Annotated in this window: 20 protein-coding genes; 14 read left to right on the forward strand and 6 right to left on the reverse strand. The window is 70.0% G+C overall.

The window, feature by feature from the left end; genetic code table 11:
• Positions 1-193 precede the first annotated feature (193 nt).
• On the reverse strand, positions 194-988 hold the full coding sequence (locus HDA40_RS13585; protein WP_253755591.1) for an SDR family NAD(P)-dependent oxidoreductase: 795 nt from the start codon (positions 986-988) through the stop codon (positions 194-196).
• Between the two features lie 151 nt (positions 989-1,139).
• Between HDA40_RS13585 and HDA40_RS13590 the strand changes: the two genes are divergently transcribed.
• The 12 genes from HDA40_RS13590 to HDA40_RS13645 all read left to right on the forward strand — a co-directional run bounded on the left by HDA40_RS13590 (position 1,140) and on the right by HDA40_RS13645 (position 17,678).
• Positions 1,140-2,354, forward strand: a complete 1,215-nt coding sequence (locus HDA40_RS13590; RefSeq protein ID WP_253755593.1) for an N-acetylglucosamine-6-phosphate deacetylase — start codon at positions 1,140-1,142, stop codon at positions 2,352-2,354.
• Between the two features lie 60 nt (positions 2,355-2,414).
• On the forward strand, positions 2,415-3,737 hold the full coding sequence (locus tag HDA40_RS13595; protein WP_253755595.1) for a Gfo/Idh/MocA family protein: 1,323 nt from the start codon (positions 2,415-2,417) through the stop codon (positions 3,735-3,737).
• A 49-nt stretch (positions 3,738-3,786) separates the two neighbouring features.
• Positions 3,787-4,836: a LacI family DNA-binding transcriptional regulator gene (locus tag HDA40_RS13600; RefSeq protein ID WP_253755597.1), complete on the forward strand. Its 1,050-nt coding sequence runs from the start codon at positions 3,787-3,789 to the stop codon at positions 4,834-4,836.
• Complete coding sequence (locus HDA40_RS13605; RefSeq protein WP_253755599.1) at positions 4,836-6,725, forward strand: alpha/beta hydrolase family protein; 1,890 nt, start codon at positions 4,836-4,838, stop codon at positions 6,723-6,725. The genes HDA40_RS13600 and HDA40_RS13605 overlap by 1 nt, the downstream gene beginning before the upstream one ends.
• 174 nt (positions 6,726-6,899) lie before the next feature.
• Positions 6,900-8,528 (forward strand): extracellular solute-binding protein, encoded by a 1,629-nt coding sequence (locus tag HDA40_RS13610; protein ID WP_253755601.1) that lies wholly within the window; start codon positions 6,900-6,902, stop codon positions 8,526-8,528.
• 28 nt (positions 8,529-8,556) lie between these two features.
• Positions 8,557-9,783, forward strand: a complete 1,227-nt coding sequence (locus HDA40_RS13615) for a hypothetical protein (RefSeq protein WP_253755603.1) — start codon at positions 8,557-8,559, stop codon at positions 9,781-9,783.
• A gap of 65 nt (positions 9,784-9,848) precedes the next feature.
• The gene (locus HDA40_RS13620; protein ID WP_253755605.1) at positions 9,849-11,753 is read left to right on the forward strand and encodes a beta-N-acetylhexosaminidase; all 1,905 of its coding nucleotides are present in this window, start codon (positions 9,849-9,851) and stop codon (positions 11,751-11,753) included.
• Between the two features lie 41 nt (positions 11,754-11,794).
• Complete coding sequence (locus HDA40_RS13625; protein ID WP_253755607.1) at positions 11,795-12,775, forward strand: ABC transporter permease; 981 nt, start codon at positions 11,795-11,797, stop codon at positions 12,773-12,775.
• Positions 12,776-12,816: 41 nt separating this feature from the next.
• Entirely contained in the window at positions 12,817-13,770 is a 954-nt protein-coding gene (locus HDA40_RS13630) for a carbohydrate ABC transporter permease (RefSeq protein WP_253755609.1), read from the forward strand.
• Positions 13,771-13,776: 6 nt separating this feature from the next.
• A complete protein-coding gene (locus HDA40_RS13635; protein ID WP_253755611.1) occupies positions 13,777-15,033 on the forward strand; it encodes a Gfo/Idh/MocA family protein in 1,257 nt (418 codons plus the stop codon).
• A gap of 242 nt (positions 15,034-15,275) precedes the next feature.
• Positions 15,276-15,650 (forward strand): hypothetical protein, encoded by a 375-nt coding sequence (locus HDA40_RS13640; RefSeq protein ID WP_253755613.1) that lies wholly within the window; start codon positions 15,276-15,278, stop codon positions 15,648-15,650.
• 189 nt (positions 15,651-15,839) lie between these two features.
• Positions 15,840-17,678, forward strand: coding sequence for an AMP-dependent synthetase/ligase (locus HDA40_RS13645; protein ID WP_253755615.1), 1,839 nt, complete (start codon positions 15,840-15,842; stop codon positions 17,676-17,678).
• Between the two features lie 184 nt (positions 17,679-17,862).
• Here HDA40_RS13645 and HDA40_RS13650 read toward each other — a convergent pair whose 3' ends face one another.
• The 4 genes from HDA40_RS13650 to HDA40_RS13665 are packed head-to-tail and all read right to left on the reverse strand — an operon-like array spanning position 17,863 to position 21,996.
• The gene (locus HDA40_RS13650; RefSeq protein WP_253755617.1) at positions 17,863-18,996 is read right to left on the reverse strand and encodes an acyl-CoA dehydrogenase family protein; all 1,134 of its coding nucleotides are present in this window, start codon (positions 18,994-18,996) and stop codon (positions 17,863-17,865) included.
• Positions 18,993-20,021 carry an LLM class F420-dependent oxidoreductase gene (locus tag HDA40_RS13655; protein WP_253755619.1) on the reverse strand — a complete coding sequence of 343 codons (1,029 nt, stop codon included), beginning with the start codon at positions 20,019-20,021 and terminating at the stop codon, positions 18,993-18,995. Before HDA40_RS13655 ends, HDA40_RS13650 begins: the two co-directional genes overlap by 4 nt.
• Positions 20,021-21,178, reverse strand: a complete 1,158-nt coding sequence (locus tag HDA40_RS13660; RefSeq protein WP_253755621.1) for a CaiB/BaiF CoA transferase family protein — start codon at positions 21,176-21,178, stop codon at positions 20,021-20,023. Before HDA40_RS13660 ends, HDA40_RS13655 begins: the two co-directional genes overlap by 1 nt.
• Positions 21,175-21,996 (reverse strand): enoyl-CoA hydratase-related protein, encoded by an 822-nt coding sequence (locus HDA40_RS13665; RefSeq protein WP_253755623.1) that lies wholly within the window; start codon positions 21,994-21,996, stop codon positions 21,175-21,177. The genes HDA40_RS13660 and HDA40_RS13665 overlap by 4 nt, the downstream gene beginning before the upstream one ends.
• Positions 21,997-22,039: 43 nt before the next feature.
• Here HDA40_RS13665 and HDA40_RS13670 point away from each other — a divergent pair, with 43 nt between their 5' ends.
• On the forward strand, positions 22,040-22,732 hold the full coding sequence (locus tag HDA40_RS13670; protein ID WP_253755625.1) for a GntR family transcriptional regulator: 693 nt from the start codon (positions 22,040-22,042) through the stop codon (positions 22,730-22,732).
• Here the strand turns inward: HDA40_RS13670 and HDA40_RS13675 are convergent.
• Complete coding sequence (locus tag HDA40_RS13675) at positions 22,683-24,197, reverse strand: aldehyde dehydrogenase family protein (RefSeq protein ID WP_253755627.1); 1,515 nt, start codon at positions 24,195-24,197, stop codon at positions 22,683-22,685. The two genes, HDA40_RS13670 and HDA40_RS13675, sit on opposite strands and share 50 nt — an antisense overlap.
• A gap of 75 nt (positions 24,198-24,272) precedes the next feature.
• On the opposite strand from HDA40_RS13675, the gene HDA40_RS13680 reads away from it, so the two are divergent.
• The gene (locus HDA40_RS13680; protein WP_253755629.1) at positions 24,273-25,424 is read left to right on the forward strand and encodes an acyl-CoA dehydrogenase family protein; all 1,152 of its coding nucleotides are present in this window, start codon (positions 24,273-24,275) and stop codon (positions 25,422-25,424) included.
• The last annotated feature ends 67 nt before the right edge of the window (positions 25,425-25,491 follow it).

A 25,491-nucleotide genomic window follows, 5' to 3' on the forward strand; every position in this document is an offset into this window, starting at 1 on the left:
GCTTCCGGCACGGACATGGTGGATTGCGGACAACGTTCCTCCACGGGATCGAGGGGTGGGTCCGGCCAGGCTAACTAACGGCCCGCCATGAGTGCAAGCGGTTGCAGCAATTTCAGATGCACCCATGCTGTCGCGACGGACGGCCGAGCAGCAATCACCTGCATGCTCATCGCAACCGCTGCCGCAATTGCGTTCACATCAGGTAGTCGCGGCTGAGGATCTCGTCGACCAGCGCCGCGTCACCGGCCATCAGCCCGCCGTCCAGCCGCAGCACGGTGCCGGTGATCCAGCCGGCTTCCGGACCGGCCAGGAACATCACCGCCGCCGCGACGTCCTCAGGGGTCCCGACGCGGCCCAGCGGGTACCACTTGGTGAGCCGTTCGAGCAGCGTCGGATCGCGATCGATCCGCTCCTGCCAGATCGGGGTGGCGATGGTGGCCGGCGCGACCAGGTTCACGCGTACGCCGGCTCGGCCGTAGCGCACCGCGAGGCTGCGGGTCAGGCTCTCCAGCCCCGCCTTGGCCGCGCTGTACGCGTCGTTGCCGAAGAAGCCGCTGGCGTTGATGGAGCCGACGTTGACCACCGCGCCGCCGCCGTTGGCCGCCATCGCCGGGAGGAAGGTCTGGCAGACCAGGAAGGTGCCGGTCAGCACCACCTCGATATCGCGATCCCACTCCGCGCGCGGCAGCCGGGGGAACGGCGTGTCACTGGCGACCCCGGCGTTGTTCACCACGATCCGAGGGCAGCCGTGCGCGGCCAGCACCGCGCCGGCCTGCTCCTGGTCGGTGACGTCCAGCCGATCGGACACGGCTGTGCCGCCCTCGGCGGCGATCTCGGCTGCCACCCGAGCAGCGCTCGCCCCGTCGGCGTCGGTCACCAGTACGCGCGCGCCCTCGGCGGCGAAATCCAGCGCGATCTGCCGGCCGATACCCGAGCCGGCGCCGGTGACGAGTACGTCAGCGCCGGCGAATCGTCCCATCCGTTTCATCGGCACAACATCGCAATCGCTTGCCGCAATGTCAACCATCTCTCCCCCTACGACGTTGACACGTGCGGTGATAGATGGTGCAATCGCTTGCAAGCGGGGGCCGACCGAGGTGCGGAGGCTCAGCACCGATCGGCATACGAGGGTGGCGCAGATGGTCGCGGGGCGCAACGGGGGCGAGCGCATGGCGTTCGTCGGCGCGCGGCTCATCGCCGGCACCCAGGTCCACCACGACCGGGCGGTGCTCATCGAGAACGGTGTCATCGCCGGACTGCCCCCGCATCGCGACGTCCCGGCCGGCGTACGCCGGATCGATCTGGCCGGACGCTACCTGTCCCCCGGACTGATCGACCTGCACGCGCACGGCGCGGCCGGGCACAGCTTCGACGAGACCGACCCGGCCGCGTACGACGCGATATTGGCCGGCCACGCCCGCTTCGGTGTGACCGGGCTGCTCGCCTCGCTCGCCTCGGCGTCGGTGCCCGATCTGGTCGACCGCTTGCGATTCGCCGCCGGCCACTCTCGGCGTACAAGTGCTGGAGCGAGATTGCTCGGCACGCATCTGGAGGGCCCGTTCCTGGCCCCCGCCCAGGCCGGCGCGCACCGGCTCGACCTGCTGGTGGTCCCGGACCCGAAGACCGTGGACCGGCTGCTGCCATCCGAAGCCGCACCGGCGATGGTGACCCTGGCCCCCGAACTGCCCGGCGCGCTGGACGCGATCCGCAGGTTCCGCGACCACGGCACGGTCGTGGCCGCCGGGCACAGCGAAGCGACCGGGGCCGACCTGGCCGCCGCCCGAGCCGCCGGGCTCAGCCATCTCACCCACCTGTGGAGCGGCCAGTCCGGACTGCGCCGCGAGGGCCCCTGGCGGGTGCCCGGACTGGTGGAGGAGTCCCTGGCCTCGGACCGGCTGACGGCGGAGGTGATCGCCGACGGGCGGCACCTGCCCGACGCCCTGCTGCGCATCGCGATGCGCTGCCTGCCGGACCGGCTGATCCTGGTCTCCGACGCCACCGCCGGGGCCGGGCTGCCCGACGGCAGCCGCTATCGGCTGGCGGGCAACGACTGTGTCGTGTCCGACGGCGTGGGCATGGTGGTCGGCGCGGACTCGTTCGCCGGCAGCACCACCGGGCTGAACCGGATGGTCTGGCACCTGCACACCGCGCTCGGCGTTCCGCTGCCCGTCGCGGTCGGCATGGCCAGCGCGACGCCCGCCCACGTCTTGGCCGGACCTTCGGCTCCCGCACCATCGGCACCGCCGCTGTGCCTCGGCGCACCGGCCGACCTGGCCGTCTTCGACGACGCCTTCCGCACGGTGGCGACCATCGTCGGCGGGCAGATCCGGTACGACAACGGGGAATTGGCGTGATCGCCCCGCCCACCGAACCAGCGCGTCCGCGCAACGACCGGGCGCGAATCAGGAGGCACTGTGGATGACGACAACCAGCCGGCGACGGTGACCGGCCGGACCCGGTACGCGTTGTGCGGCCTGTCCGTACGCGGCATCTCGGTGTTCGCCGGACCGCTGCTCGGCCGGCCGGACCGGCCGCCGATCGCCCCGGACACCGCCCCGTACGCCGACGCCGGTGAACTGGTCGCCATCCTCGACCGCGACGCCGACCGCGTGGAGCAGTACCGTGTCGCCGTCGACGCCAAGGTGCCGTGGTATTCGCCGGAGCAGTTCGACCGGATGGTGACCGAGACCCGGCCCGACGTCATCCTGGTGGCCACCCCGGACCACACCCATGTGGACTACGTGCTGTCCGGATTGACCGCCGGGCTGGACGTCATCGTGGAGAAGCCGATGGTGACCAGCGCCGAGGACGCGGCCCGGGTGATCGCCGCCGCCCAGGACAGCCCCGGCACCGTGCGGGTCACCCACAACCTCCGGTACGCCCCCCGCCATCAGCGGCTGCGTCAGCTGATCGCCGACGGCGCGGTCGGCCGGGTCACCAGCGTCGAACTGGTGTGGAACGTAGGCGCCCGGCATGGCGCGAGCTACTTCCGCCGGTGGAACCGCACCCGCGCCCGCTCGGGCGGACTGTCGATCCACAAGAGCTGCCACCATTTCGACCTCGTCGGCTGGCTGATCGACGCCGTGCCGGAGCAGGTCTTCGCATACGGCGCGCGGAACTTCTTCGGCGCGGACAGCCCACACAATCCCGGGCGGGAGCTGACCGCCGCGGAGCGTACCGAAGCCGACCCGTACCGCTGGTACGAAACGGCTTCCGCAGCGGACGCAGGTCCGGTCCGCGACTCCGTCGGGCTCAGCTATCCCGATCAGTACCCGCAGCGGCTGTCCGCGTACGACCCGGAGATCGACATCGAGGACACCTACTCGGTGGTCGTCCGCTACCGGGGCGGCGCGAGCCTGAACTACTCGATCCAGTTCTCCGCGCCGTGGGAGGGATACCGGCTCGCCGTCAACGGCACCCACGGCCGGCTGGAGACCGACCTGTATTACGACGTCGAACCGTTGCCGCCGGCCGGCAGCACCCCGATCACGCACTATCCGTTGTTCGGAGCAGGGCGGGCGTACCCGGTCGACGGCGAGGACACCGGACACCTGGGCGCCGACCCGCTGCTGGTCGCCGACCTGTTCCGGCCGACCGGCGACGATCCGCTCGGCTGCCGGGCCGACGCGCAGGCCGGGGCGTACGCGGTGGCGGTCGGCGAGGCGGTGTGGCGATCGATCAAGGACAATCGCCCGGTGAACATCGCCGACCTGCTCCGGACGGAGGCAGGTGGGTGAGGTGCAAGCGATTGCGGTACCTTTGCGGAAGCGAGAGGACGGTGGCGTGGTGACGGTGAACCTGGCGGACGTGGCGGAGGCCTGCGGGCTGTCGGCCTCGACGGTGTCCCGGGCACTGTCCGATCCGGACAAGGTCAACGCCAGTACGCGCGAACGGGTCCAGCGCATCGCCCGGGAACTGGGATACACCCCCAATCGGGTCGCGCGGTCGCTGTCCCTGGGCCGCACCGGCACGATCGGGCTGATCGTGCCCGACATCGCCAACCCGTTCTTCCCGCCGATCATCAAGGCGGTGCAGCAGCGTTGCGCGGCCAAGGATCTCGCCGTGGTGCTCGGCGACACCGATGAGCACGCCGCCGACGAGCTGACCCGCGCGCGGGCGATGAGCAAGCAGGTCGACGGCCTGATCATGGTCTCGCCTCGGGCGGCTGACGCCAAGATGGCCGAGATCAGCAAGCTCGGCCCGACCGTGTTCGTCAACCGGCAGGTACCCCGCGCTCCGGCGGTGCTGATCGAGAACCCCGACGGCATGCGCCAGGCGGTCGAGCACCTCACCGCGCTGGGCCACCGCCGGATCGGGTACCTCGCCGGCCCCCGCCGATCCTGGTCCAACCAGCGACGCCGCGAAGTCATCGCCGCCGTCTGCGAGGAACGCGGCGCGGAGTTCATCGAGTACGGCCCGTTCGAGCCGCAGGTGCAGGCGGGCGTACGCGCGGCCGACCTGTTGCACGGCAGCGGCGTCACCGGGGTCATCGCGTACGACGATCTGATCGCGCTCGGCGTGCTCGCCCGGATGGCCGAACGCGGTTGGCGGGCGGGTTCCGAGATCAGCGTCATCGGCATCGACGACAGCCCGCTGTCGGGCGTCGCGTACCCGACCCTGACCTCCGTGCACGTGCCCTGCGCCGAGGCCGGGACGGCGGCGGTCGACCTGCTGCTGGACGTGCTGGACGGCACGGTGGAAGCGACTGGCGACGACCCGGCGGTGGTCCAGTTGGAGACCTATCTGGTGATCCGGGGCTCCACCGGCCCGGCGCCCGGCGAGGCGGCCGCGTTCCTGCCGCAGACACCCGTGAGCATCCCGGCTCCGTCAGTCTGATGAGCCCGATCCCCGGATTCCGTCCATATCTGGACGGAGCCTTCGACGCGCCCTTGGACCTCCAGCAGCACGTGTACCGCCGGGCTCTGGCGTCGATCGATCGCGGTCGCGCGGTCAACGACGCGCTCGCCGATCCCGCCGCGGTGACACTGCGCCAGCAGCAGATCCGGGCGACCGTGACGGCCGCGCTCGGCGGGCTGCTGCCGACCGGCGACGACGTGCCCGCCCAGCTGGTAGGCGTCACCGAGCTGGCCGGATACCAGGTGCACCGGCTGCTCTTGGCGACCCGGCCGGGCACCCAGCTGCCGGCCAACCTGTACCTGCCGGACGACCTGACCGGCCCGACCGGTGCGGTGCTGTTCGTGTGCGGCCACGGCGAGCAGGCCAAGGCGTACCCGCCGTATCAGGCGGTGTGCGCCCGGCTGGCCCGCAACGGCATCGTGGCGCTGATCATCGACCCAGTCGGGCAGGGCGAACGGATCGGTCCGGGCGGCCCGGCCGCAGCCGGCATCTTCGAGCACACCGACCTCGGCGTACGCAGCTGGTGGACCGGGCACTCGGTGGGCCGCTACTTCGTGCACGACGCCCAACGGGCGATCGACTACCTGTGCCGGCGTCCGGAGGTGGACCCGGCCCGCATCGGCATGACCGGCAACAGCGGCGGCGGCACGCTGACCGCCCTGCTGATGGCGGTGGAGCCACGGCTCGCCGCGGCCGCCCCGGGCACCTACCTGACCAGTCGGAGCGCGTTCCTGCGCAGCGGCGCGCCGCATGACGCCGAACAGGTGCTGCCCAGCGCGGGCCAGGCCGGGTTGGACCACGAGGACTTCCTGATCGCGATGGCTCCGCGACCGGTGCTGGTGCTGGCCGTCGAGTACGACTTCTTCCCGCTGGAAGGAACGCTGGACACGGTACGCCGAGCCGGGCGCGTCTACGGCCTGCTCGACGCGGCCGACCGGCTCGCGCTGGCCCGGGTGCCCGCCACCCATCAGTACCATCCGGACCTGGCCAAGGCGGCCACCGCGTTCTTCGTCCGGGAACTGGGCGACGGGCGGGTGCCGGACGACACCGATCCGGTGCCGCTGACGGCCGCCGAGTTGGCCTGCGATCCGCCGCCGCAGCCGCATCTGGCGCAGTCGCACGAGTTCCACCTCGAACCGGCCGACCCGGCGGCGGCGCTGGAATGGTTACGCGGCAGGGTGTACGCCCATCGAGAGCTGCCCGAGGAGTTCTTCACCCGCTGGCCCTCGGTGGACAACCGGCCCGACGTACGCCACGCGCTCTGGCGACCTGAAGCCGATTTGTGGAACGCCGCGGTGGTGGTCCACCCCGAGTCGCCCCCCAGCGGCGTCACCCTCGCGCTGTTCCCGGACGGCACCGGAGAGCTGGCCGAGCGGACGGACTGGATATCCGCCCAGGCCGCTGCTGGGCAGGTGGTGCTGGTGCTGGACGTGCGAGGCACCGGCACACTGCGGCCCCGGCCGTCCAGCAATTGGCCCGATGAGGACGGCTACTTCGGCGCGAGCTATCGGATGTTCACCGAGCTGCTGTGGCTGGACGACAGCCTGGCCGCCGGCCGGATCTTCGACGTGCTCCGCGCGGTCGACTTCGTCCAGTCCCATCCCTGGCTGCGCCAGGCCGGCCCGCTGCGGTTGTACGCCGCCGGCGACGCCACGTTCTACGGATACCTGGCCGGGGCGCTGGAGTCCCGGCTGTCCGGGGTGGAGCTGACCGAAGCGCCGGTCGAGCCCCGAAATCTGCTGGCCGCGCCCTACACACCGGGTCCGGTGCCCCAGTGGCGCAACGTCGTGCCCGGGCTGGCCGCCCGGTTCGCGCTGGCCGACCTGCGCCCCAGCTTCGCCGGGCGCGATCTGCGAATCGGGTCGTAACCACCCGCGTACCTCCTAAAGCAACCGTTTGCTCTCGGCTTGGTACCTGGAAAACAGCCATCTAATGAATCTTGTGCGTCCGTAGGTCTTGACGATTGCCGCAAGCGGTTGCAGGCTCATTGCATTGCTCGCACGGCACACGTTGCTGACGACTACTCGCACAGGGAGTCGCACATGACTGAAGTTTCCAGACGCACGATGCTGCGCGGCGTGGTGAGCGCCGCGATCGCAGGCACGATCGGCACCGGCGCGCTCGCCGCGTGCAGCACGGACGGGACGGCCACCGGCGGCGCGGCCAACGCCGCGGTCAAGCTGCCCACCCTCGTCCCCTACACCGGCGTACCCGCCGACCTCCCGCAGACGGCGGAAGGGGCGCGGCCCGCGTACTTCGCGTACCCCGCCAACCCGCCCAAGTTCACCACCGAGGCGCCCGCCCGCGGCGGAACCATCCAGGCGCTGTGCACGATGAACACCCCGCCGGTCCCGGTGGACAGCAACAAGTACTGGCAGAACCTCAACCAGCGGCTCGGCGCCGAGCTGAAGATCAACGGCGCGCCCACCCTGGACTACGTCAACAAGTTCCAGACCGTCATGGCCGGCGGCGACCTGCCCGACACCATGGAGATCCGGACCAACACCCCGCAGCTGCCCGGCCTGCTCGCGGCGAAGTTCCAGGACCTGACCGAGTACCTCAGCGGCGACGCGGTCAAGAACTACCCGGCGCTGGCCAACATCCCCACCGAGAGCTGGCAGAGCACCGTCTACAACGGCGGCATCTACGGTGTGCCGCTGCACAATCCGCCCATCAAGGTCATGACCTACGCCCGCCAGGACCTGATCGAGGGCATGGGGCTGTCCCTGAACGTCACCAGCGGTCAGGAGTTCGTCGAGCTGTGCAAGCAGCTGGCCAACCCCCGGGCCAACCAGTGGGCCACCTGCTCGATGCCCTCGGCGGTCACCTTCGTCAACCAGATGCTCGGCGTCCCCAACGGCTGGGCCAACGAGGGCGGCACGTTCACCAAGGACTACGAGTCGGCCGAGTACAAGAAGGCCCTGGACGTGGTCGCCGGGATGTGGAAGGCCGGGCTGTTCCACCCGGACTCGTTCTCCGCCACCAGCGCGCAGAAGATCAGCTGGATCACCTCCGGCACGGTCAAGCTGCTGGTCGGCGTCTCCACCTGGTCCAACGTCGCCGTGTCGGTACGCAACACGGTGCCCACCGGCAAGATCGCCCCGATCCAGCCGCCCAAGTTCGACGGCGGCGGCCCGGCCAAGACCTACCTCGGCCCGGCCATCTTCTCCATCACCGGGCTGAAGAAGGGCTCCAAGGCGCGCATCGAAGAGGTCCTGCGGGTCCTCAACTGGCTGCAGGCGCCGTGGGGCACCGACGAGCACCGGACCCGGCTCTACGGCCTGCCGGACTGGGACTTCACGCTCAAGGGCACCGACCCCATCACCACGGCGACCGGCAAGTCCGAGGTGACCGTGCCGACGCTGTACATCGGCGCCTGCCCGGTCGTGCACTACGCCCCCGGCTTCCCGGACATCACCAAGACCGAGTACGAGGGCGAGCAGGCCGGCCTGTCCAACGCCGTCGCGTGGCCGCTGGCCGGGCTCTACTCGGCGACCGACCAGAGCCAGGGCGCGGTGCTGGACAAGAAGATGCTCGACCTACAGGCCGACATCATCACCGGGCGCAAGCCGCTGTCCGACTGGGACGAGGGCGTGTCCACCTGGAAGAAGACCTACGGCGACAAGATCCGCGGCGAGTACGCCGACGCATGGCAGAAGTCCGGCAAGTGATCCCGCAAGTGATCCCCAGGAGGTCGTTGTGAAGCGCAGAAACTTCATCAGTGTCGCGGCGCTCGCCGCCGCGGCCCTCGCCTCGACCGGCGTCGCCTCGGCAGCACAGGCCGCGCCCAAGAAGAAGCTGACCGCGTCGACCGTGTTGAACCTGCCGCAGGGCGCGGAGACCGGCATCTCCCGAGCGCAGATCTTCGACTCGCTCGTGCCCGACCCGTCGGTGTACGCCGGCAAGAACGTCGCGTACATCTGGGGCTCCGGCTCGCCGACCCCGCCCGCCGGCACCGTGAGCAGCCGATACTTGCCGCTCGTCCGCGATTTCGGCTGGACGGTACGCCCGCTGACCTGGTGGCAGGCCAACCACCCGGACTGGGTGCTGTACCTCGCCGACGGAGTCACGCCGGCGTACCTGGGCACGGGCAAGTCGGTGCCGCTGGACATGGACAACCCGCTGGTACGCGAGTGGTACTGGGACAACCAGATCCAGCCCGCCATCGACCAGGGCTACACCCTCATCGCCCTGGACAACGTGGTGCCGTGGAACTGGCTGCACGCCAAGGGCCGCTACGACGCCACCGGCGCCTGGGTCGACATGTACACGGGCGACCTCGACGATCCGGCGTACACGACGACCGTGCTCAACTGGCTGGAATACCTGGTGAACCGCCTGCACTCGGTGGGCGTCGCCGCGGCCGGCAACGTGAGCCCGCTCGGCGTCAACCCCTACGAGCGCACCGCCTCGGCCGCTGCCGTCAACCTGGTGGACCTGTGGCTGCACGAGGGCGGCTTCACCCGCTCCCGGGACGCCAACATCGCCGACGACGAGTGGTCGCAGACCTTCCAGCTGTACCGCAGCGTGGTCAAGACCAAGCCTGTCGTGGACATCAGCATGACCACGACCCCGCATCTCGCCGACGCCGACCAGAAGCAGGTCGACTGGATCATCGCGAACTACTTCCTGGTCCGCGAGCGGGACACGCTGCTGACGCTGGCCGGCCGGAACGAGTACGGCATGTTCCTGGACCGCTCCGAGCTGTACCTGAACATCGGCAAGGCCATGTGCGACCCCCAGCTGACCGCGTCAGGTGCCTGGACGCGCAATTACCAGCAGGGCCTCGTCCTGGTCAATCCGTCGTCCACGCTCACGGCCACCGTGACGCTCCCGACAGGCAACTGGGTCGACACCCACGGCAACCCGTACACCGGCACCATCACCCTGCCCACCATCTCTGGTGCCGTCCTGACCAGGGTATAGAAAGATCCACTAGGTGGGGCGGCGCCCTTCCCGGCCGCCCCACCACCCCCACGGAAGGCACCCCCATGCTCCACGTCGAGGCGGATCCACCGGCCGAGCTGTCCGGCGGGCTGCGCGACCTCGTCCAGGCGTTCCCCCACCGGATGCGTACCGCCGGACCCGGCGAGCCGGCCGTCCGGTTCACTCCGGACCCGGACCTCGTCCGCGGTTACGCGACCACCGCCGAGGGCGCCGGCTGGCACATCCGCTACGACCGCCCGTGCGATGCGTACCGCGCCCTGGGCACGCTGGCCGGCGGCAACCCCCACCAAGCCGGCACCCAGTTCGAGTCCCTGGGGGTCATGCTCGACGTCTCCCGCAACGCCGTGCTGCGCCCGGCCACGATCTTCGAATTGCTCTGCCGGTACGCGCTGATGGGCGTCAACCAGCTCTGGCTCTACCTGGAGGACACCTACTCGGTCCCGGACGAGCCGATGATCGGGTACGCACGCGGCCGCTACACCGCCGACGAGCTGCGCGCGATCGACGACGCGGCCGACCGCCTCGGCATCGAGGTGATCCCCTGCGTGCAGACCCTCGGCCACCTGGAGCAGTTGCTGCAGTGGCCGCAATACTTCGCGCTGCGCGACACCGACCGGGTGATCGTGGCCGGCGCCGACGACACGTACGCCTTGATCGGCCGGATGCTCGACGCCGCCACCAGCCCCCTGCGCAGCAACCGAATCCACATCGGACTCGACGAGGCGCACGGCGTGGGCACCGGCGGCTATCGAAGCCGCTTCGGCGACCGACCCCCGTTCGAGATCCTGAGCGAGCACCTCGCCAAGGTCAGCGCGATGTGCGCCCAGCGCGGGCTGAGCCCGATGATCTGGAGCGACATGTACTTCCGGCTCGGCTCGGCGACCGGCGACTACTACGACCCGGCCACCGAGATCCCGGCCTGGGTCACCGACGCGATGCCGCCCGGAGTCGGGCTGGTGTACTGGGATTACGAGCACACCGACCCGGCCTTCTACCGGAACTGGATCGGCAAGCACCGCACTTCGCTCGGCGGCCCGCCGGTGTTCGCCGCCGGCGTGTGGACCCACCACCGGATGTGGGCGCAGCTGCCCCGATCGCTGGCCACCATCTCCGCCGGCATGGCCGCCGCCCGCGACTGCGGGCTCACCGAGGCCGTCGTCACCATGTGGGGCAACGACGGCACGGAGTGCGACCTGTACTCCGCGCTGCCCGGAGTGCAGACCTTCGCCGACGCGGGCTATGTACGCGCTGTTCCCAGTCTTGCGGCCGGCTCATCTGACGACATCGCCGCGAACCTGCTCGGCTCGGCCGGGATCTCGCTCGACGACTGGATCGCCGCGTCCGCTGTGGACGTTCTGCCCCCGGTGACGGCGCTGCCGTCCGACCCGGCGGCGGCCCGCTGGACCGGCAACGCCGGGAAATGGCTGCTGTGGCACGATCCGGTGCTCAGCTTCCTCACCGCCACCCTGCCCGACGAGCTGCCCGACCACTACCGGGCGCTGGCAGACCGGCTCTCCGCCGCCGCGACCCGCAGCGCCGACGACGCGCCGCTGGCCTTCCCGGCAGCCCTCGCCGAGACCCTGGCCGACAAGGCCGACCTGCACCTGCGGACCGGACCGGCGTACCGGCGCGGAGATCACGGCGAGATCCGCGACATCGCCGACACCCTGCTGCCCCGGCTGACCGACCGGATCCGGCGATTGCACGCCGTCCACCGCGACACCTGGCACGCGCGCAACAAGCCCTTCGGTTGGGACGTCGTCGATCGCCGCTACGGCGGGCTGCTGGCCCGGCTGGAGCACCTCGACCGGCTGCTCCGCGAGTGGCTCGCCGACCCGAACCGCCCCATCGAGGAACTGGCCGATCCCCCCGAGGTGGTCTTCCCCGAAGGCGCGCACACCCGATGCCTCACCCACGCCCGGGTCGCGTCACCCAGCTTCATCCACTGACCACAGCTACATCCACAACCCGAGACCTTGAGGAGGGTGGCATGGCACTGCCGGCAACCGCAGAGACGGCCGACTCGGCTCCGTCCCCACCATCGCCGCCCGCCGCACGCCGCCGGCGCACCTGGCGTACCCGGCTGCGCCACGACTGGATGCTGCTGGCCCTGGCCGCCCCCGGTGCCGCGGTCGTGGTGCTGTTCCACTACGTGCCGCTACTCGGCAACGTCATCGCGTTCAAGGCATATCAGCCCTACCTCGGCATCACCAGCGCGCCCTGGGTCGGCCTGGACAACTTCCGGGTCATCGTCACCTGGGACCCGGCGTTCCGCAACGCGCTGCTCAACACCGTGATCATCGCGCTGATCCAGGTCATCTTCGTGTTCCCGGTCCCCATCGCGCTGGCCCTGGTGCTCAACTCGCTGACCTCCGAACGGATCAAACGAGTGGTGCAGTCCGTGCTGTACCTGCCGCACTTCATGTCCTGGGTCATCGTCGTGGCCATCTTCCAGCAGATGCTGGGCGGCTCCGGCCTGTTGCACACCTGGCTGCGTACCAAGGGCATCGAAGGCCCCGACATCATCGGCAACCCGGACATGTTCAAGGAACTCATCACCGCCCAGGTCATCTGGAAGGACACCGGCTGGGGAACCATCCTGTTCCTCGCGGCGCTCTCCCGCATCGACCTGTCGCTCTACGAAGCCGCCGCAGCCGACGGCGCGAGCCGGATGCGCCAGCTCTGGCACGTCACCCTGCCCGGGCTGCGCAGCGTGATCGTCCTGCTGCTCATCCTCAAGCTCGGCGACGTGCTGACCGTCGGATTCGAACAGATCCTGCTGCAACAGAACGCGGTCGGCGTCGACGCCTCAGAAGTGCTCGACACCTACGTCTACAACAACAGCGTCATAGCCGGGAACTGGGGCGCGAGCGCGGCCGTCGGGCTGGTCAAGGGCGTCATCGGGGTGGGCCTGGTCCTCACGGCCAACAAGATCGCCCACATGTTCGGCGAGCGCGGGGTCTACCAGTGACGGCCACGGCCCGGAATAGTCGCGTACGAGAGGAGAACATCGTGAGCGCGAGCTCGGTGGCGAACAAGCGGCCGGCGGTGATCAGCCGGGCCGCCGGACGGCGGTACCGCGCGGCCGGTCCGGGTAGCACCCCCGCGTCGATACCCGCCCGCGCCGCCAAGGGACTGCTGCTGCTGATCGCCTGCGCAGTCGTGGTGATGCCGTTCATCGCGGTGGTCTCCACCAGCCTGGCCGACGACCGGCAGGTCAGCCAGGCCGGCGGACTGGTGCTGTGGCCGGAGCGGCCGTCGTTCGACGCGTACCGGGCCATCTTCGCCGGTGGCGTGGTGTCCCGGGCGCTGCTGGTGTCCGTCGGCATCACCGTCGTCGGCACGCTGCTCAGCCTCGCCTGCACCACCCTGCTGGCGTACGCGTTGTCCCGGCCGGGCAGCTTCGGCAGCAAGCCGCTGCTGATGATGGTGCTGTTCACCCTGCTCTTCACGCCCGGCATGATCCCCAGCTACCTGATGGTCAAAGAGCTGCACCTGCTCAACTCGTACTGGGCCCTGATCGTCCCGGCGCTCATCAACGGCTTCAACGTCGTGGTGATGCGGTCGTTCTTCCTGGACCTGCCGCAGGAACTGCTCGACGCGGCGCGCATCGACGGCGCCGGCGAGTGGCAGATGCTGCGCCGGGTGGTCATGCCGCTGTCCAAGGCGGTGATCGCCGTGGTCGGACTGTTCTACGCCGTCGCCTATTGGAACAACTATTTCTCGGCGCTGCTCTACATCAGCGACGCCACCAAGTGGCCGGTACAGCTGGTCCTGCGCACGTACGTGGTCGACGGGTCCACCATCGGGGTCGACAGCAGCCAGATCACCGGCGTGATCCCGCCACCGCAGCAGTCCCTCCAGATGGCCATCCTGGTGGTCTCGTTGCTGCCCATCGTCGTGCTCTACCCCTTCCTGCAACGCCACTTCGCCAAGGGCATCCTGATCGGTGCCGTGAAAGGCTGACTTGAGATGAACGCTCCGGTACGCATCGCCATCCTCGGCGCCGGCGGGCGTGGCAGCAGCTACGCCCAATGGGTCGCGAACCATCCCGACCGCGCCCAGGTGGTCGCCGTCGCCGATCCCCGCGACGCGTACCGGGACGCCATCGCCGACCGGCACGCGGTTCCGGCCGATGCGCGGTACCGCAACTGGCAGGAACTGCTCGCCCAGCCCGGCCGGATCGCGGACGTAGCCATCATCGCCACCCCAGACCGCGAGCACACCGCCCCAGCCCTGGCGTTGGCCGCCCGCGGCTACCACCTGCTGCTGGAGAAGCCGATCGCGCCGACCGAGGCCGAGTGCCGGGAAGTGGTCGACGCGGTGACGAAGGCAGGTGTGCTCTTCGCGGTCTGCCACGTGATGCGGTACACGCCCTACACCGCGACGGTGAAGAAGGTGGTCGACTCCGGACGTCTCGGGGACGTGATCAACGTTCATCACCTGGAGCCGGTCGGGTTCTGGCATCAGGCTCACTCGTTCGTCCGTGGCAACTGGCGCAACACCGCCGAGTCCAGCTTCATGCTGCTGGCCAAATCGGTGCACGACATCGACTGGCTCCAGTACGTGATGGGCCGCCCGATCCACCGGGTGGCGAGCTTCGGCGGACTCGCCCATTTCACTCGCGAGAACCAGCCGGCCGGCGCGGCGGACCGCTGCCTGGACTGTGCGGTGGAGCCGGGCTGTGCCTACTCCGCGCCCCGCATCTACGGCCGTTACCTGGCCGCCGGTGCGACCGGCTGGCCGCTGACCGTCCTCGACCCGGAGCCGACCGAGACCTCCATCGAGCAGGCGCTGCGCACCGGACCCTACGGGCGCTGCGTGTACGCGTGCGACAACGACGTGGTGGACCACCAGGTGGTTTCGCTGGAGTTCGCCGGTCAGCGAACCGCGACGTTCACGATGACCGCGTTCAGCGAGCACACGCACCGGCAGACGCAGATCTTCGGCACGCGCGGCGAACTCGTCGGCGACGGCGAGACGGTGCGGGTGTTCGACTTCCTCACCCACACCTGGGAGGAGGTGCCGACGGAGGTCGTCGGCGACGCGACGGCGGCCGGCGGGCACGGCGGTGGCGACGACGCCCTGATGAGCGCTTTCGTCACGGCGGTCGCCTCCGGCGACCCATCGAGCATCCACAGCGGACCCGCCGAGTCGTTGAACTCGCACCTCGCGGTGTTCGCCGCGGAGCGGGCCCGGCTCTCCGGCACCCTGGTCACCATCGACTGACGGCGTCAGTCGTCAGGTTCCTCCTGCTCCGTCAGCCACCGGAGGTGGGTCTCCCAGGCGGACTGTTCTGTGGTGCCGAGCGCGGCACCGATCTGCGTCCACGACGCCCCGGCGACGCGGTCATGATTGCCCGGCAGCTTGCTGCCGTCATGATCGGGCCGCCGGGGCCGCCTTCGTATGGTGGACCGGACGGTTGCCCCGCCGCGCCGTCCTCAGCACCGTCTAGGAAGGACAGACGCAGCATGGCGCACAGTGAGCCACAGGCTCTCCTCGTCAACCGGATCGTGCGTGGCCAAGCCAGCCATCGGGAGGTGGATCAGGCGGCGCAGAACTTCCAGGACTGGCTCCGTGACGAGTGGGCCGGCGACCAGACGCTGTCCCTGGCCTACTGCGTGAACGAGCTGGCCGACGCCTACGAGGACCTGACCGGCCGATCGTGGCAAACCGTGTCGATGCCCGATGCGAGCGCCCACATCTGGATGTTCTCGTTCCTCTGCCCCCGTCGTGCCGACCTGTCCGGGCAGGCCCTCGAATACCTGGGAGCGCTGCTGGCACCGACCGACCGCTTCGCCGCGGTCGCCCGGCAGATCCGGGTGCTGCGTGGGGAATCCGGCTGATAGTTAGTTCTCGTTCACCCTTCCCGACGCAAAGTCGATCCCGAAGCAAGTGCTACGGATAGCGTCTTCCCAGAAAGTTAGTCATCGTTTACAGTGCCGTTGAGGCCGCAGCGCCCTCGACGGCACCTGAGGGGTACGCCGGGCCGCACTCCACCAACACCTGCCCGGTAACGGTTGAAGGAGTACCCCATGGACACTGCTGACACGCTTGCCGCTCAATGCGCGAAGACCGCTGCCGACCAGACCATCCCCGCTCTCCTGCACCGCAACGCCACCGAGTACGCCGACCGGCCCGCGCTGACCACACTCGACCGTGACGACACCCGTACCTGGGCGGAGCTGCGCGAAGAGGTCGCCGAACTGTCCGGCGGCCTGGCCGAGATCGGGTTGGCGCCCGGCGGCCACATGCTGATCATGATGTCCAGCCGGCCGGAACACTGGCTGATCGACCTCGGCGCGGTGCACCTTGGCGCCGTCCCCGCGACGGTCTACCCGACGCTGAGCACCGATCAGCTGCGCTACCTGGCCGGGCACTGCAACGCCCAGGTGCTCGTGCTCGAAGGCGCGGCCGAGCTGGCCCGCTGGCGTTCGATCCTGCCGGACCTGCCCAACCTGCGCCGCATCGTGCTGGTCGACGAGACCGACCCCGGCGACACCACCGTCGAGACCGTGCAGCTGGCCCAGCTGCGTACCCGCGGCCGGGCCGCGCACCAGGCCGATCCGGGCGCCTTCGAACGACGGTGGCGCGAGATCCGGCCCGAGCAGCCGGTGACACTGCTGTACACGTCGGGGACGACCGGCGACCCTAAGGGCGTCGTGCTCAGCCACCACAACGTCATCTACCAAGCCGTGGTCCTCGAAGCCACCGTGACGGTTCCCGACCACGCGCCGACCGTGGCGTACCTGCCGCTGGCCCACATCGCCGAGCGGATGCTGGGCATCTACAACCCCATCTACCGCGCGGGCCACGTGACCATCTGCCCCGACGCCACCAAGCTCATCCCGGCGCTGCGCACCGTCGGTCCCGCCTCGTTCTTCGGCGTACCGCGGATCTGGGAGAAGATGGCCGCCGGCGTACAGGCACAGGTGAGTGCCGCCGAACCGGCGGTCAGGGAGGCATTCACCGCCGCGAGCGCGGTGACGCTGGAGGCGTACGAGTTGCGCGCCGCCGGCAAGCCGGTGCCCGAGGAGCTGGCCGCGCGTGTGGAGCAGGCCGAAGCCACGGTGCTGCGGCCCCTCCAGACGATGCTGGGCCTGCAGAGCATGGTCTGGGCCGGCAGCGGCGCGGCCCCGATCCCGGTCGACGTGCTGCGGTTCCTGGCCGGTCTCGGCGTCGACGTGCTGGAAGTCTGGGGCATGACCGAGACCACCGGCACCGCCACCATCAACACCCCCGGGCGCTTTCGCACGGGAACCGTCGGGCGACCCAACCCTGGCATGGAGGTACGCCTGGCGGAGGACGGCGAGATCCTGGTCCGTGGTCCGTTGGTGTGCGCCGGATATCTGCGTGCGGACGGCACCGTGGCGGCAGTCACCGACGCGGACGGCTGGCTGGCCACCGGCGATGTGGGTGTCATGGACGAGGACGGCTTCCTCACCATCACCGACCGCAAGAAGGAACTCATCATCACCTCGAGCGGCAAGAACATCTCGCCGGCTCGCATCGAAGGGCTGCTGCGCGCGCATCCGCTCATCGGTCAAGCCGTCGCGATCGGCGACCGGCGGCCCTACGTCACCGCGCTGATCGTGCTCGACGACGAGGTCGCACCGCTCTGGGCGCGCTCGCAGGGCATCGCCGAACCCAACCTGCCCGGCCTGGCCGCCGACCCGATGTTGCTCGCCGAGATCCAAGCTGCCGTGAACGCCGCCAACGCCCAGCTGGCGCGACCCGAGCAGGTCAAGTCCTTCCGGGTGCTGCCGTCGAGCTGGACGGCCGAGACGGGCGAGCTGACGCCGACGCTGAAGCTGCGCCGCCGAATCATCGTCGACCGGTACAGCGAGAACATCGACACGCTCTACGACGCTTAGCCCTCCCGCGCCATGGCTGGCCTCGCCGGCCACGGCGTTGTCGATCTCCGGAGGGCTGGACACCTTTCCGGGCCCCGGTTACGTGCGTGGCCCTCCGGAAGTCGCGGCTCGCCCCGCCCGCCGCGGCGGGATGTCGTCAGAGGAACGCGTGCGGGCCGGCTCGTGCCGGCCCCGTGGCGCAGGGTCAGAGGCCGAGCGACCGGCCGATCACTTCTTTCATGATCTCCGTGGTGCCGCCGTAGATCGTCTGCACCCGAGCGTCCAAGTACGCCTTGGCCACCGGGTACTCCCGCATGTAGCCGTAGCCGCCGTGCAACTGCAGGCAGCGGTCCACGGTGCGCTTCTGCAGTTCGGTGCACCACCACTTCGCCATCGCCGCAGTCTCCGCGGTGAGCGTGGATTCCACCAGGCACCGGTCGACGAACACCCGGCCGAGGCGCAGCTCGGTGGCGATCTCGGCTAGGACGAACCGGTTGTGCTGGAAACTGCCGATCGGACGGCCGAAGGCTTGGCGCTCCTTACAGTAGGCGAGGGTCTGCTCGAACACCGTCTCGGCCCCCGCGAGCGCCGCGACGGCGATCGACAGCCGTTCGTAGGGCAGGTTGCGCATCAGGTACGCGAAGCCCTGGCCCTCGACGCCGAGGAGGTTGGCGGCCGGTACGCGTACGTCGGAGAAGAACAGCTCGGCCGTGTCCTGCGCCTTCTGCCCGATCTTGTCGAGGTTCCGGCCGCGCTCGAACCCGGGTGTGTCCCGTTCGACGACCAGCAGGCTGATCCCCCGATGCCCCGCTGCGGGATCGGTACGGGCCACCACGATCACCAGATCGGCCAGGATTCCGTTGCTGATGAACGTCTTCTGCCCGTTGAGGACGTAGCTGTCGCCGTCGCGTACCGCGGTGGTGGTGATGCCTTGCAGGTCGCTGCCGGCACCGGGTTCGGACATGGCGATCGCCGTGATGAGCTCGCCCGAGCAGAAGCCCGGCAGCCACCGCTGCTTCTGCTCGTCCGTGGTCAGATCCGTGAGGTACGGCCCGATGATGTCGTTGTGCAGGCCGAACGCCGGGCCGCTCGCGCCCGCCCGAGCCAACTCCTCGGTGAGGACGGCGTTGAAACGCTGGTCGACCACCCCGCCGCCGCCGTACCGCTCGTCGACGAAGAAGCCCAGCAGACCGGCGGCACCGGCGGCCCGCCAGACGCTGCGGTCGACTACTCCCTCGGTCTCCCAGCGATCGTGATGCGGGGTGATCTCCTTGTCGATGAAGGCACGCACCAGTTCGGCGAACGCGAGGTGGTCGGCGGTGAAGATGTCGCGGTTCATCGGGCCATGTCCTTCACTGCTGCGATGAGACGCCGTGGGTCGGTCCCCAGCGGCGTGACGTTGAGGATCGTTACTCCGGCGTCGCGATAGGCCTGTACGCGGTCGCGTACGTAGCTCTCCGGGCCGATCAGGCTGGCGCGTTCCAGCAGGTCCGCCGGAACCGCGGCGGCGGCCTCGGCTTTGTGGCCGGCCAAGTAGAGATCCTGGATGCGGTCGGCCTCGGCAGCGTAGCCGTAGCGGCACAGCAGGTCGTGGTAGAAGTTGCGGCCCTTGGCCCCCATGCCGCCGACGTACAGGGCGATCAGCGGCCGGGCTAGGTCGCGCAGGCCGGTCACATCCGGGCCGATGGCCAGTGGACCGCCCGCGACGACCTCCAGCGGCCCGAGATCGGCGGACCGCTTACGCCCGCCTGCCGCCAGGGCCGAGCCCCAGACGTCGACCGCGCGCTCGGGATCGTAGAGGAACGGCAGCCATCCGTCGGCCAGCTCGGCGGTCATCTGGACGTTCTTGTCACCGAGACTCGCCACGTAGATCGGGATGCGGTCCCGGACGGGGTGCGTGAGGATCTTCAGCGGTTTGCCGAGTCCAGTGCCTTCCCCCTTGGTCAGCGGCAGCTGGTAGATGCCGTCGTTGACCAGCGTCTCGCGTCGCCACACCTGCCGGCAGATCCGGATCACCTCACGGGTCCGCGCCAGCGGCCGGTCGTACGCGACGCCGTGCCAGCCCTCGATCACCTGTGGCCCCGACGCGCCGATGCCGAGGATGGCGCGACCGCCCGACATCGCGTCCAAACCGGACGCCGTCTGCGCGAGCAGTGCCGGGGTGCGGGAGTAGATCGGCAGGATGGCCGAGCCGATCTGCATCCGGGTGGTCTTCGCCGCGAGGTAGCCCATGATGGTCGGGGCATCGAAGCCGTAGGCCTCCGACACCCAGACGACGTCGAGGCCGTCCTGCTCCCAAGCGGCCACTTCGTCCGCGCCGCCCCGGGGGTCCGTGGCGTACGCCAGTGGTGTCGCGATCCGCATCAGTGCGCTCCTGGTGTCTGGCTGACGGCGCCGTTGCCCAACCAGCGCGCTGAGTGTGTGCCGAGGCCCCAGTCGGCGAGCACGGCTTCGGTGTCCGCCCCTGGCATCGGCGGGCGGCCGCCGATCGTCCCCGGTGTCTGCGACAAGCGCGGTGCCACCGCTGGCTGGCGTACGCCGAACCGGTCCTCGAACGTCCCCCGTGCCACCAGGTGCGGATGGTGCTGTGCTTCGGCGAGCGACAACACCGGTGCCACACAGGCGTCGGTGCCTTCGAAGACTTTGGTCCACTCGTCGCGGGTGCGTTCGGCGAAGACCGCCGCGAACCGCGTACGCAGCACCGGCCAGCCGGAGATGTCGTGCTGGGCCGGCAGCTCCGCGTCGGCCAGTCCGAGCAGCCGGATCAACTCGGCGTAGAACTGCGGTTCCAGCGCGCCGACCGCCATGTGCCCGCCGTCGGCGGTGGCGTAGACGTCGTAGAACGGCGCGCCGCCGTCGAGCAGATTGCGGCCGCGCTCGGCCTGCCAGGCCCCGCCAGCCAGCATTCCGGTGAACAGCGTGGTGAGGTGGGCCGTCCCGTCGACGATGGCGGCGTCGACGACCTGCCCCCGGCCGGTCGTCCGCGCCACGTGCAGGGCCGCGAGGCAGCCGACGACCAGGTACAGCGACCCGCCGCCGAAGTCGCCGACGAGGTTGAGCGGGATCTGCGGCGGGCCGCCCGCGCGGCCGATCGGATGCAGCGCCCCGGCGACGGCGATGTAGCCGATGTCGTGACCGGCGGCACGGGCCAGCGGCCCGTCCTGTCCCCAGCCGGTCATCCGCCCGTAGACCAGGCCCGGATTGCGTTCCAGCACGGTCTGCGGCCCGATCCCGAGACGTTCGGCGACCCCCGGCCGCCAGCCCTCGATCAGGATCGCGACACGATCGGCCAGCTCCAGGACCACCTCGGCGCCGTCGGGATGCTTGAGGTCCACGACGACCGACCGCTTGCCCCGGTTGAGCAGGTCCGCCCGCGGATCACCGGCCGGCAGCGCGCCCGGCTCCGGCCGGTCGACGCGGACGACGTCGGCGCCCAGGTCGGCCAGCAGCATCGCCGCGAACGGACCCGGGCCGATCCCGGCGAGTTCCAGGACCCGGACTCCGGTCAGCGGGCCGCTCATGAGCCGGACCTCGCCGCGAAGCGGGGCGTACGCCCCTCGGCCAGGCTCGCCAGCGCCTCGCCGAAGTCTTCCCCGGCCAGGGAATCGGTCATGAGCCGGGTAGCGTCGGCCGCTGCGACGGCGGCCCCGGTCTCCAGCCCCGACCACACCTGCTGCCGGATCACCGCCATGGACGCCGGCGAGCAGGACGCGGCCAGCTCGGCGGCGTACGCTTGTGCCTCGGCCAGCACCTCGTCGCGTGGGAGCACTCGTTGCACCAGTCCGATCCGCAGCGCCTCCGCCGCATCGATCTTGCGGCCGGACACCAGCAGATCCAGCGCGTTGCCCACGCCGACCAGCCGGGGCAGCAGCCAGGCGCTGCCGTATTCGGCGATCAGGCCGAGCCGGCTGAACGCGGTCGCCAGGCGAGCCTCCGCCGCCAGGAACCGGATGTCGGCGTACAGGGCGTGGACCAGGCCGAGGCCGGCCGCTCCGCCGTTGATCGCGGCGACGATCGGGGTGCCCAGCGTCATCGGCAGATGCGGTTCGAAACCGAACTCGTTCATCAGCTGATCGCGGTTGCCGCCGTCGAGCAGCGCGTGCAACGACTCCGGGTCGGCGCCCGAGCAGAACCAGTCGCCCGCGCCGGTGACGACGATCGCGCGTACCGCCGGATCTGCGTCGGCGGCCAGCAACGCCGCGTAGTAGGTGCGGAACATGTCCAGCGTCATCGCGTTCCGCCGATCGGGCCGGTCGAACCAGATCGTGCGTACGCCGGCGTGGGTGGCGGCCCGCAGACCGCTTCCGGCCGGTTCGGCCGCCGGCAGGGATATGGTCATCGGCGCATCCTTACGACATTTGACATTTGATACTCTTACGTCCGTGGCAGAGCGGAGCAAGGGTCAGGACGTTTCATATCCGCAGCTGTCCGAGACGGTGGCGAGCCTGCTGCGCGACCGGATCATGTCCGGCCAGCTGCGCCCCGGCGAGCGGATCCGGCTCGAAGAGGTGGCCCAGGAGACCGGGCTCAGCATCACCCCGGTACGCGAGGCGCTGCTGATGCTGCGCGCGGAGGACATGGTCGAGCTGCAGCCGCGTCGCGGCCACGTGGTCGCACCACTGTCCCGGCAGGACATCCTGGACGTGTTCGCTCTGCAGGGCGACATCGCCGGCGAACTCGCCTCCCGGGTCGCCGCCACGATCACCCAGGACCAGCTCGACGACCTGCGGCAGCAGCACGAGCGGTTGCGCCGCGCCGCTCAGGCCCGGCAGATCAGCCGGGTCGAGCAGCTCGAGTTCGAGTTCCACCGCAGCATCAACCGGCTGGCCGACGCGCGCAAGCTGTCCTGGCTGCTGCGCACGGTGACGCGCTACACGCCGTCGCGGTTCTACGCGGCCAACCCGGAATGGCGGGCCGCCATGATCGCCGACCACGAGGCGCTGCTGATCGCACTCGAGGCCCACGACCCGGCGGCCGTCAAGCCGATCATGGCCCGCCACTTCACCGACGGCGCCGAGCGATTGGTCAAGCATCTCGACGGGCTGGGTGTGTGGAGCGACCGTGCCGCCACCTGAACATCGCCAGTGACGTACGCATCGCCGACGCCGCGGGTTGCAGCGTCATCAGGTCGATCGGCGGCCGGAACCGCTGCCAGGTCACCGACATGGGCCGGCTGAACTCCCGCAGGCCGTCGGCGCCATGAACCCGTCCGAAGCCGGAGTCGCCCACCCCGCCGAAGGGCAGCGACGGCACACCGGCGTACCCGAGCACTGAATTGACCGACACCGCGCCCGCCCGAAGCTGCGCCGCGAGAGCCAGCCCACGACGGCGATGGCGGGTGAAGATCGCACCGGACAGACCGTAGGCGGTCGCGTTGGTCCGGCGCAGCGCCTCCTCGGCGTCGACCACCGGATTGACCACCAGGACCGGGCCGAAGGTCTCGTCGGTGACCGCCGCGCTGTCCTCAGGGACGTCGGTCAGCACCACCGGCTCCACGAACGGCGGCCGCACCGAGGCGGCATCGCCGACCAGCGCCCGCGCACCGCGGTCGATCGCGTCGGTGATGTGGCGCAGCACGATGCCGGGTTGCGTGGGCGTGGTCATCGGCCCGTAGGGCGCTTCCGGTTCGGCACCGGGCCGGACCTTCCGCGCGAGTTCCGCCAGCCTGGCCACGAACGGCTCGTACACGGCCTGCTCGACGTAGACGCGCTCGACTCCGGCGCAGGTCTGCCCGGCGTTGCCCAGACCGCCGAACACCGCGGCTTGGGCGGCGGCGTCGAGATCGGCGTCGGCCGTGACGATGAGCGCGTCCTTGCCGCCGCCCTCGATGACGACCGGGGTCAACCGCTCGGCGCAGGCGGCCATCACGGCACGCCCGGTCGCCGCCGATCCGGTGAACGCGATCTTGTCGACCGCCGCGCGGCACAGCGCCGCCCCGGTCGCGCCGTCGCCGGTGACGACCTGCAGAACCGGCTGGTCCGGCAGCAGCTCGCTCCAGCACTGCGCCAGCCACACCCCGACACCGGGGGTGAACTCGCTGGGCTTGAAGACCACCGCGTTGCCGGCGGCCAGCGCGTGCGAGACGGCTCCCATCGGCGTGTAGACCGGATAGTTCCACGGCCCGATCACGCCGACGACGCCGAACGGCACGTAGGTCACCGAACTGGCCTGATTGAAGGCGAGCATGCCGGAGGACACCGACCGCCGCTTCAACACCCGCCGGGCGTTGCGCGCCGCCCAGTCCAGGTGCTCGACCGCCAGCATCACCTCAAGCTGCGCCCCCGCGAGCGACTTGCCGGTCTCCGCGCGGATCAGCTCGGCCAGCTCGTCGATCCGACTCGCGATCAGCGACTTGTACGCCGACAGGTGCCGCCGCCGCTCGCGCGCCCGAAGGCCGGCCCACCAGCCGGCCGCGTCGCGTGCCCGCTCGACGGCCGCGTGCACCGCGGCTTCGTCGGCGATGTCGTAGTCGGCGCGGGACTCACCGGTTATCGGGTCCACGACGTGGAGCCGACGAGGGTGCTCAACGAGGGACGTCATCGGCGGCCTCCTGACATTTGATATTCGATAGTCTAGCCTTGCTGTCAACCCCTGAGCGACGCTGGAGGTACAGCTGTGGAATGGACCGACGAGCGACGGTCACTCGTCGCGGCGGTGCAGGATTTCTGCCGCCGCGAGGCCGGAACCCGTGAGCAGCGGCAGAAACTGACCAATGGCGGCCGGGAGAACCACAGCCCAGAGCTGTACCGCAAGATGGCCGACCTCGGCTGGCTCGGCCTGTCCCTGCCGGAGGAGTTCGACGGCGGCGGCGCGGGCATGGTGGAGCTGTGCCTGTTCCTGGAGGAGACCGCCCGGGCGATGGCCCCGATCGGCGGTTTCACCACGTCGATCATCGTCGCCGCGACCTATGAGCGATTCGGGTCGCTGGAGCAGAAGAAGCTCATCCTGGGCGGCGTGGCCCAGGGCGCGATCGAGGCGGTGGCGATGTCCGAGCCGGAAGCCGGCTCCGATGTGGCCAACCTGAGCTGCCGCGCCGAGCGCCACGGCGACGGATTCATCGTCAACGGCCAGAAGACGTGGTGCTCCAACGCCCATCTCGCCGAGCACATCCTGCTCGTCGCGCGTACGTCGGGGCGGGCCGGCGACCACAACGGGCTGACCATGTTCCTCGTCCCCGCCACCACACCCGGACTGACCGTCTCCGGCATCGACACCATGGGCGGCCGGGAGGTCAACGACCTCTACTTCGCCGACTGCGTACTGCCGGCCGACGCCGTGGTCGGCCAGCTCGATCAGGGCTGGCGGCAGCTGATGGCCGGGCTCAACATGGAACGGCTGATCCTGGCCAGCGTCATGCTGGGCACCGCCCAGCGCGCGTTCGACGACGTCGTGGCGTACGTCAAGAACCGGCGCCAGTTCCGCAAGCCGATCGGCTCGTTCCAGGTGATCCGGCACCGCCTGGCCGACCTGGCCACCGAGATCGAATGCGCCCGCCTCCTGGTCTACGACACGGCGGCGCAGGTCGACCGGGCCCCGGACACCGTGCTGCCCCGGGAGAGTTCGATGGCCAAGCTCAAGGCCACCGAGACCGCCCGCCGCGTCACGCTGGACGCGATGCAGATGATGGGCGGCTACGGCTACGCCACCGAGTACGACATGGAACGCCTGGTCCGGGCCTCGGTGGTGTCCACCGTCTACGGCGGCACCAGCGAGATCCAGCGCGAGATCATCGCGAAGACCTACGGGCTGTCCGACCAGTTGCAGTAATCCACGATCAGCTCCTGGCCGGCGAGTGTTCGACACACTCGCCGGCCATTCCTGAATGGAGACAGAG

It is taken from the genome of Hamadaea flava, assembly GCF_024172085.1.
GTDB classification, from domain to species: Bacteria; Actinomycetota; Actinomycetes; order Mycobacteriales; family Micromonosporaceae; genus Hamadaea; species Hamadaea flava.

Excerpts from the sequence above, each read along its gene's own strand:
- HDA40_RS13585 (WP_253755591.1), bottom strand. The coding sequence starts at position 988 with ATGAAACGGATGGGACGATTCGCCGGCGCTGACGTACTCGTCACCGGC.
- HDA40_RS13590 (WP_253755593.1), top strand. The coding sequence starts at position 1,140 with ATGGTCGCGGGGCGCAACGGGGGCGAGCGCATGGCGTTCGTCGGCGCG.
- HDA40_RS13605 (WP_253755599.1), top strand. The coding sequence starts at position 4,836 with ATGAGCCCGATCCCCGGATTCCGTCCATATCTGGACGGAGCCTTCGAC.
- HDA40_RS13610 (WP_253755601.1), top strand. The coding sequence starts at position 6,900 with ATGACTGAAGTTTCCAGACGCACGATGCTGCGCGGCGTGGTGAGCGCC.
- HDA40_RS13620 (WP_253755605.1), top strand. The coding sequence starts at position 9,849 with ATGCTCCACGTCGAGGCGGATCCACCGGCCGAGCTGTCCGGCGGGCTG.
- HDA40_RS13625 (WP_253755607.1), top strand. The coding sequence starts at position 11,795 with ATGGCACTGCCGGCAACCGCAGAGACGGCCGACTCGGCTCCGTCCCCA.
- HDA40_RS13635 (WP_253755611.1), top strand. The coding sequence starts at position 13,777 with ATGAACGCTCCGGTACGCATCGCCATCCTCGGCGCCGGCGGGCGTGGC.
- HDA40_RS13640 (WP_253755613.1), top strand. The coding sequence starts at position 15,276 with ATGGCGCACAGTGAGCCACAGGCTCTCCTCGTCAACCGGATCGTGCGT.
- HDA40_RS13645 (WP_253755615.1), top strand. The coding sequence starts at position 15,840 with ATGGACACTGCTGACACGCTTGCCGCTCAATGCGCGAAGACCGCTGCC.
- HDA40_RS13650 (WP_253755617.1), bottom strand. The coding sequence starts at position 18,996 with ATGAACCGCGACATCTTCACCGCCGACCACCTCGCGTTCGCCGAACTG.
- HDA40_RS13655 (WP_253755619.1), bottom strand. The coding sequence starts at position 20,021 with ATGCGGATCGCGACACCACTGGCGTACGCCACGGACCCCCGGGGCGGC.
- HDA40_RS13660 (WP_253755621.1), bottom strand. The coding sequence starts at position 21,178 with ATGAGCGGCCCGCTGACCGGAGTCCGGGTCCTGGAACTCGCCGGGATC.
- HDA40_RS13665 (WP_253755623.1), bottom strand. The coding sequence starts at position 21,996 with ATGACCATATCCCTGCCGGCGGCCGAACCGGCCGGAAGCGGTCTGCGG.
- HDA40_RS13675 (WP_253755627.1), bottom strand. The coding sequence starts at position 24,197 with ATGACGTCCCTCGTTGAGCACCCTCGTCGGCTCCACGTCGTGGACCCG.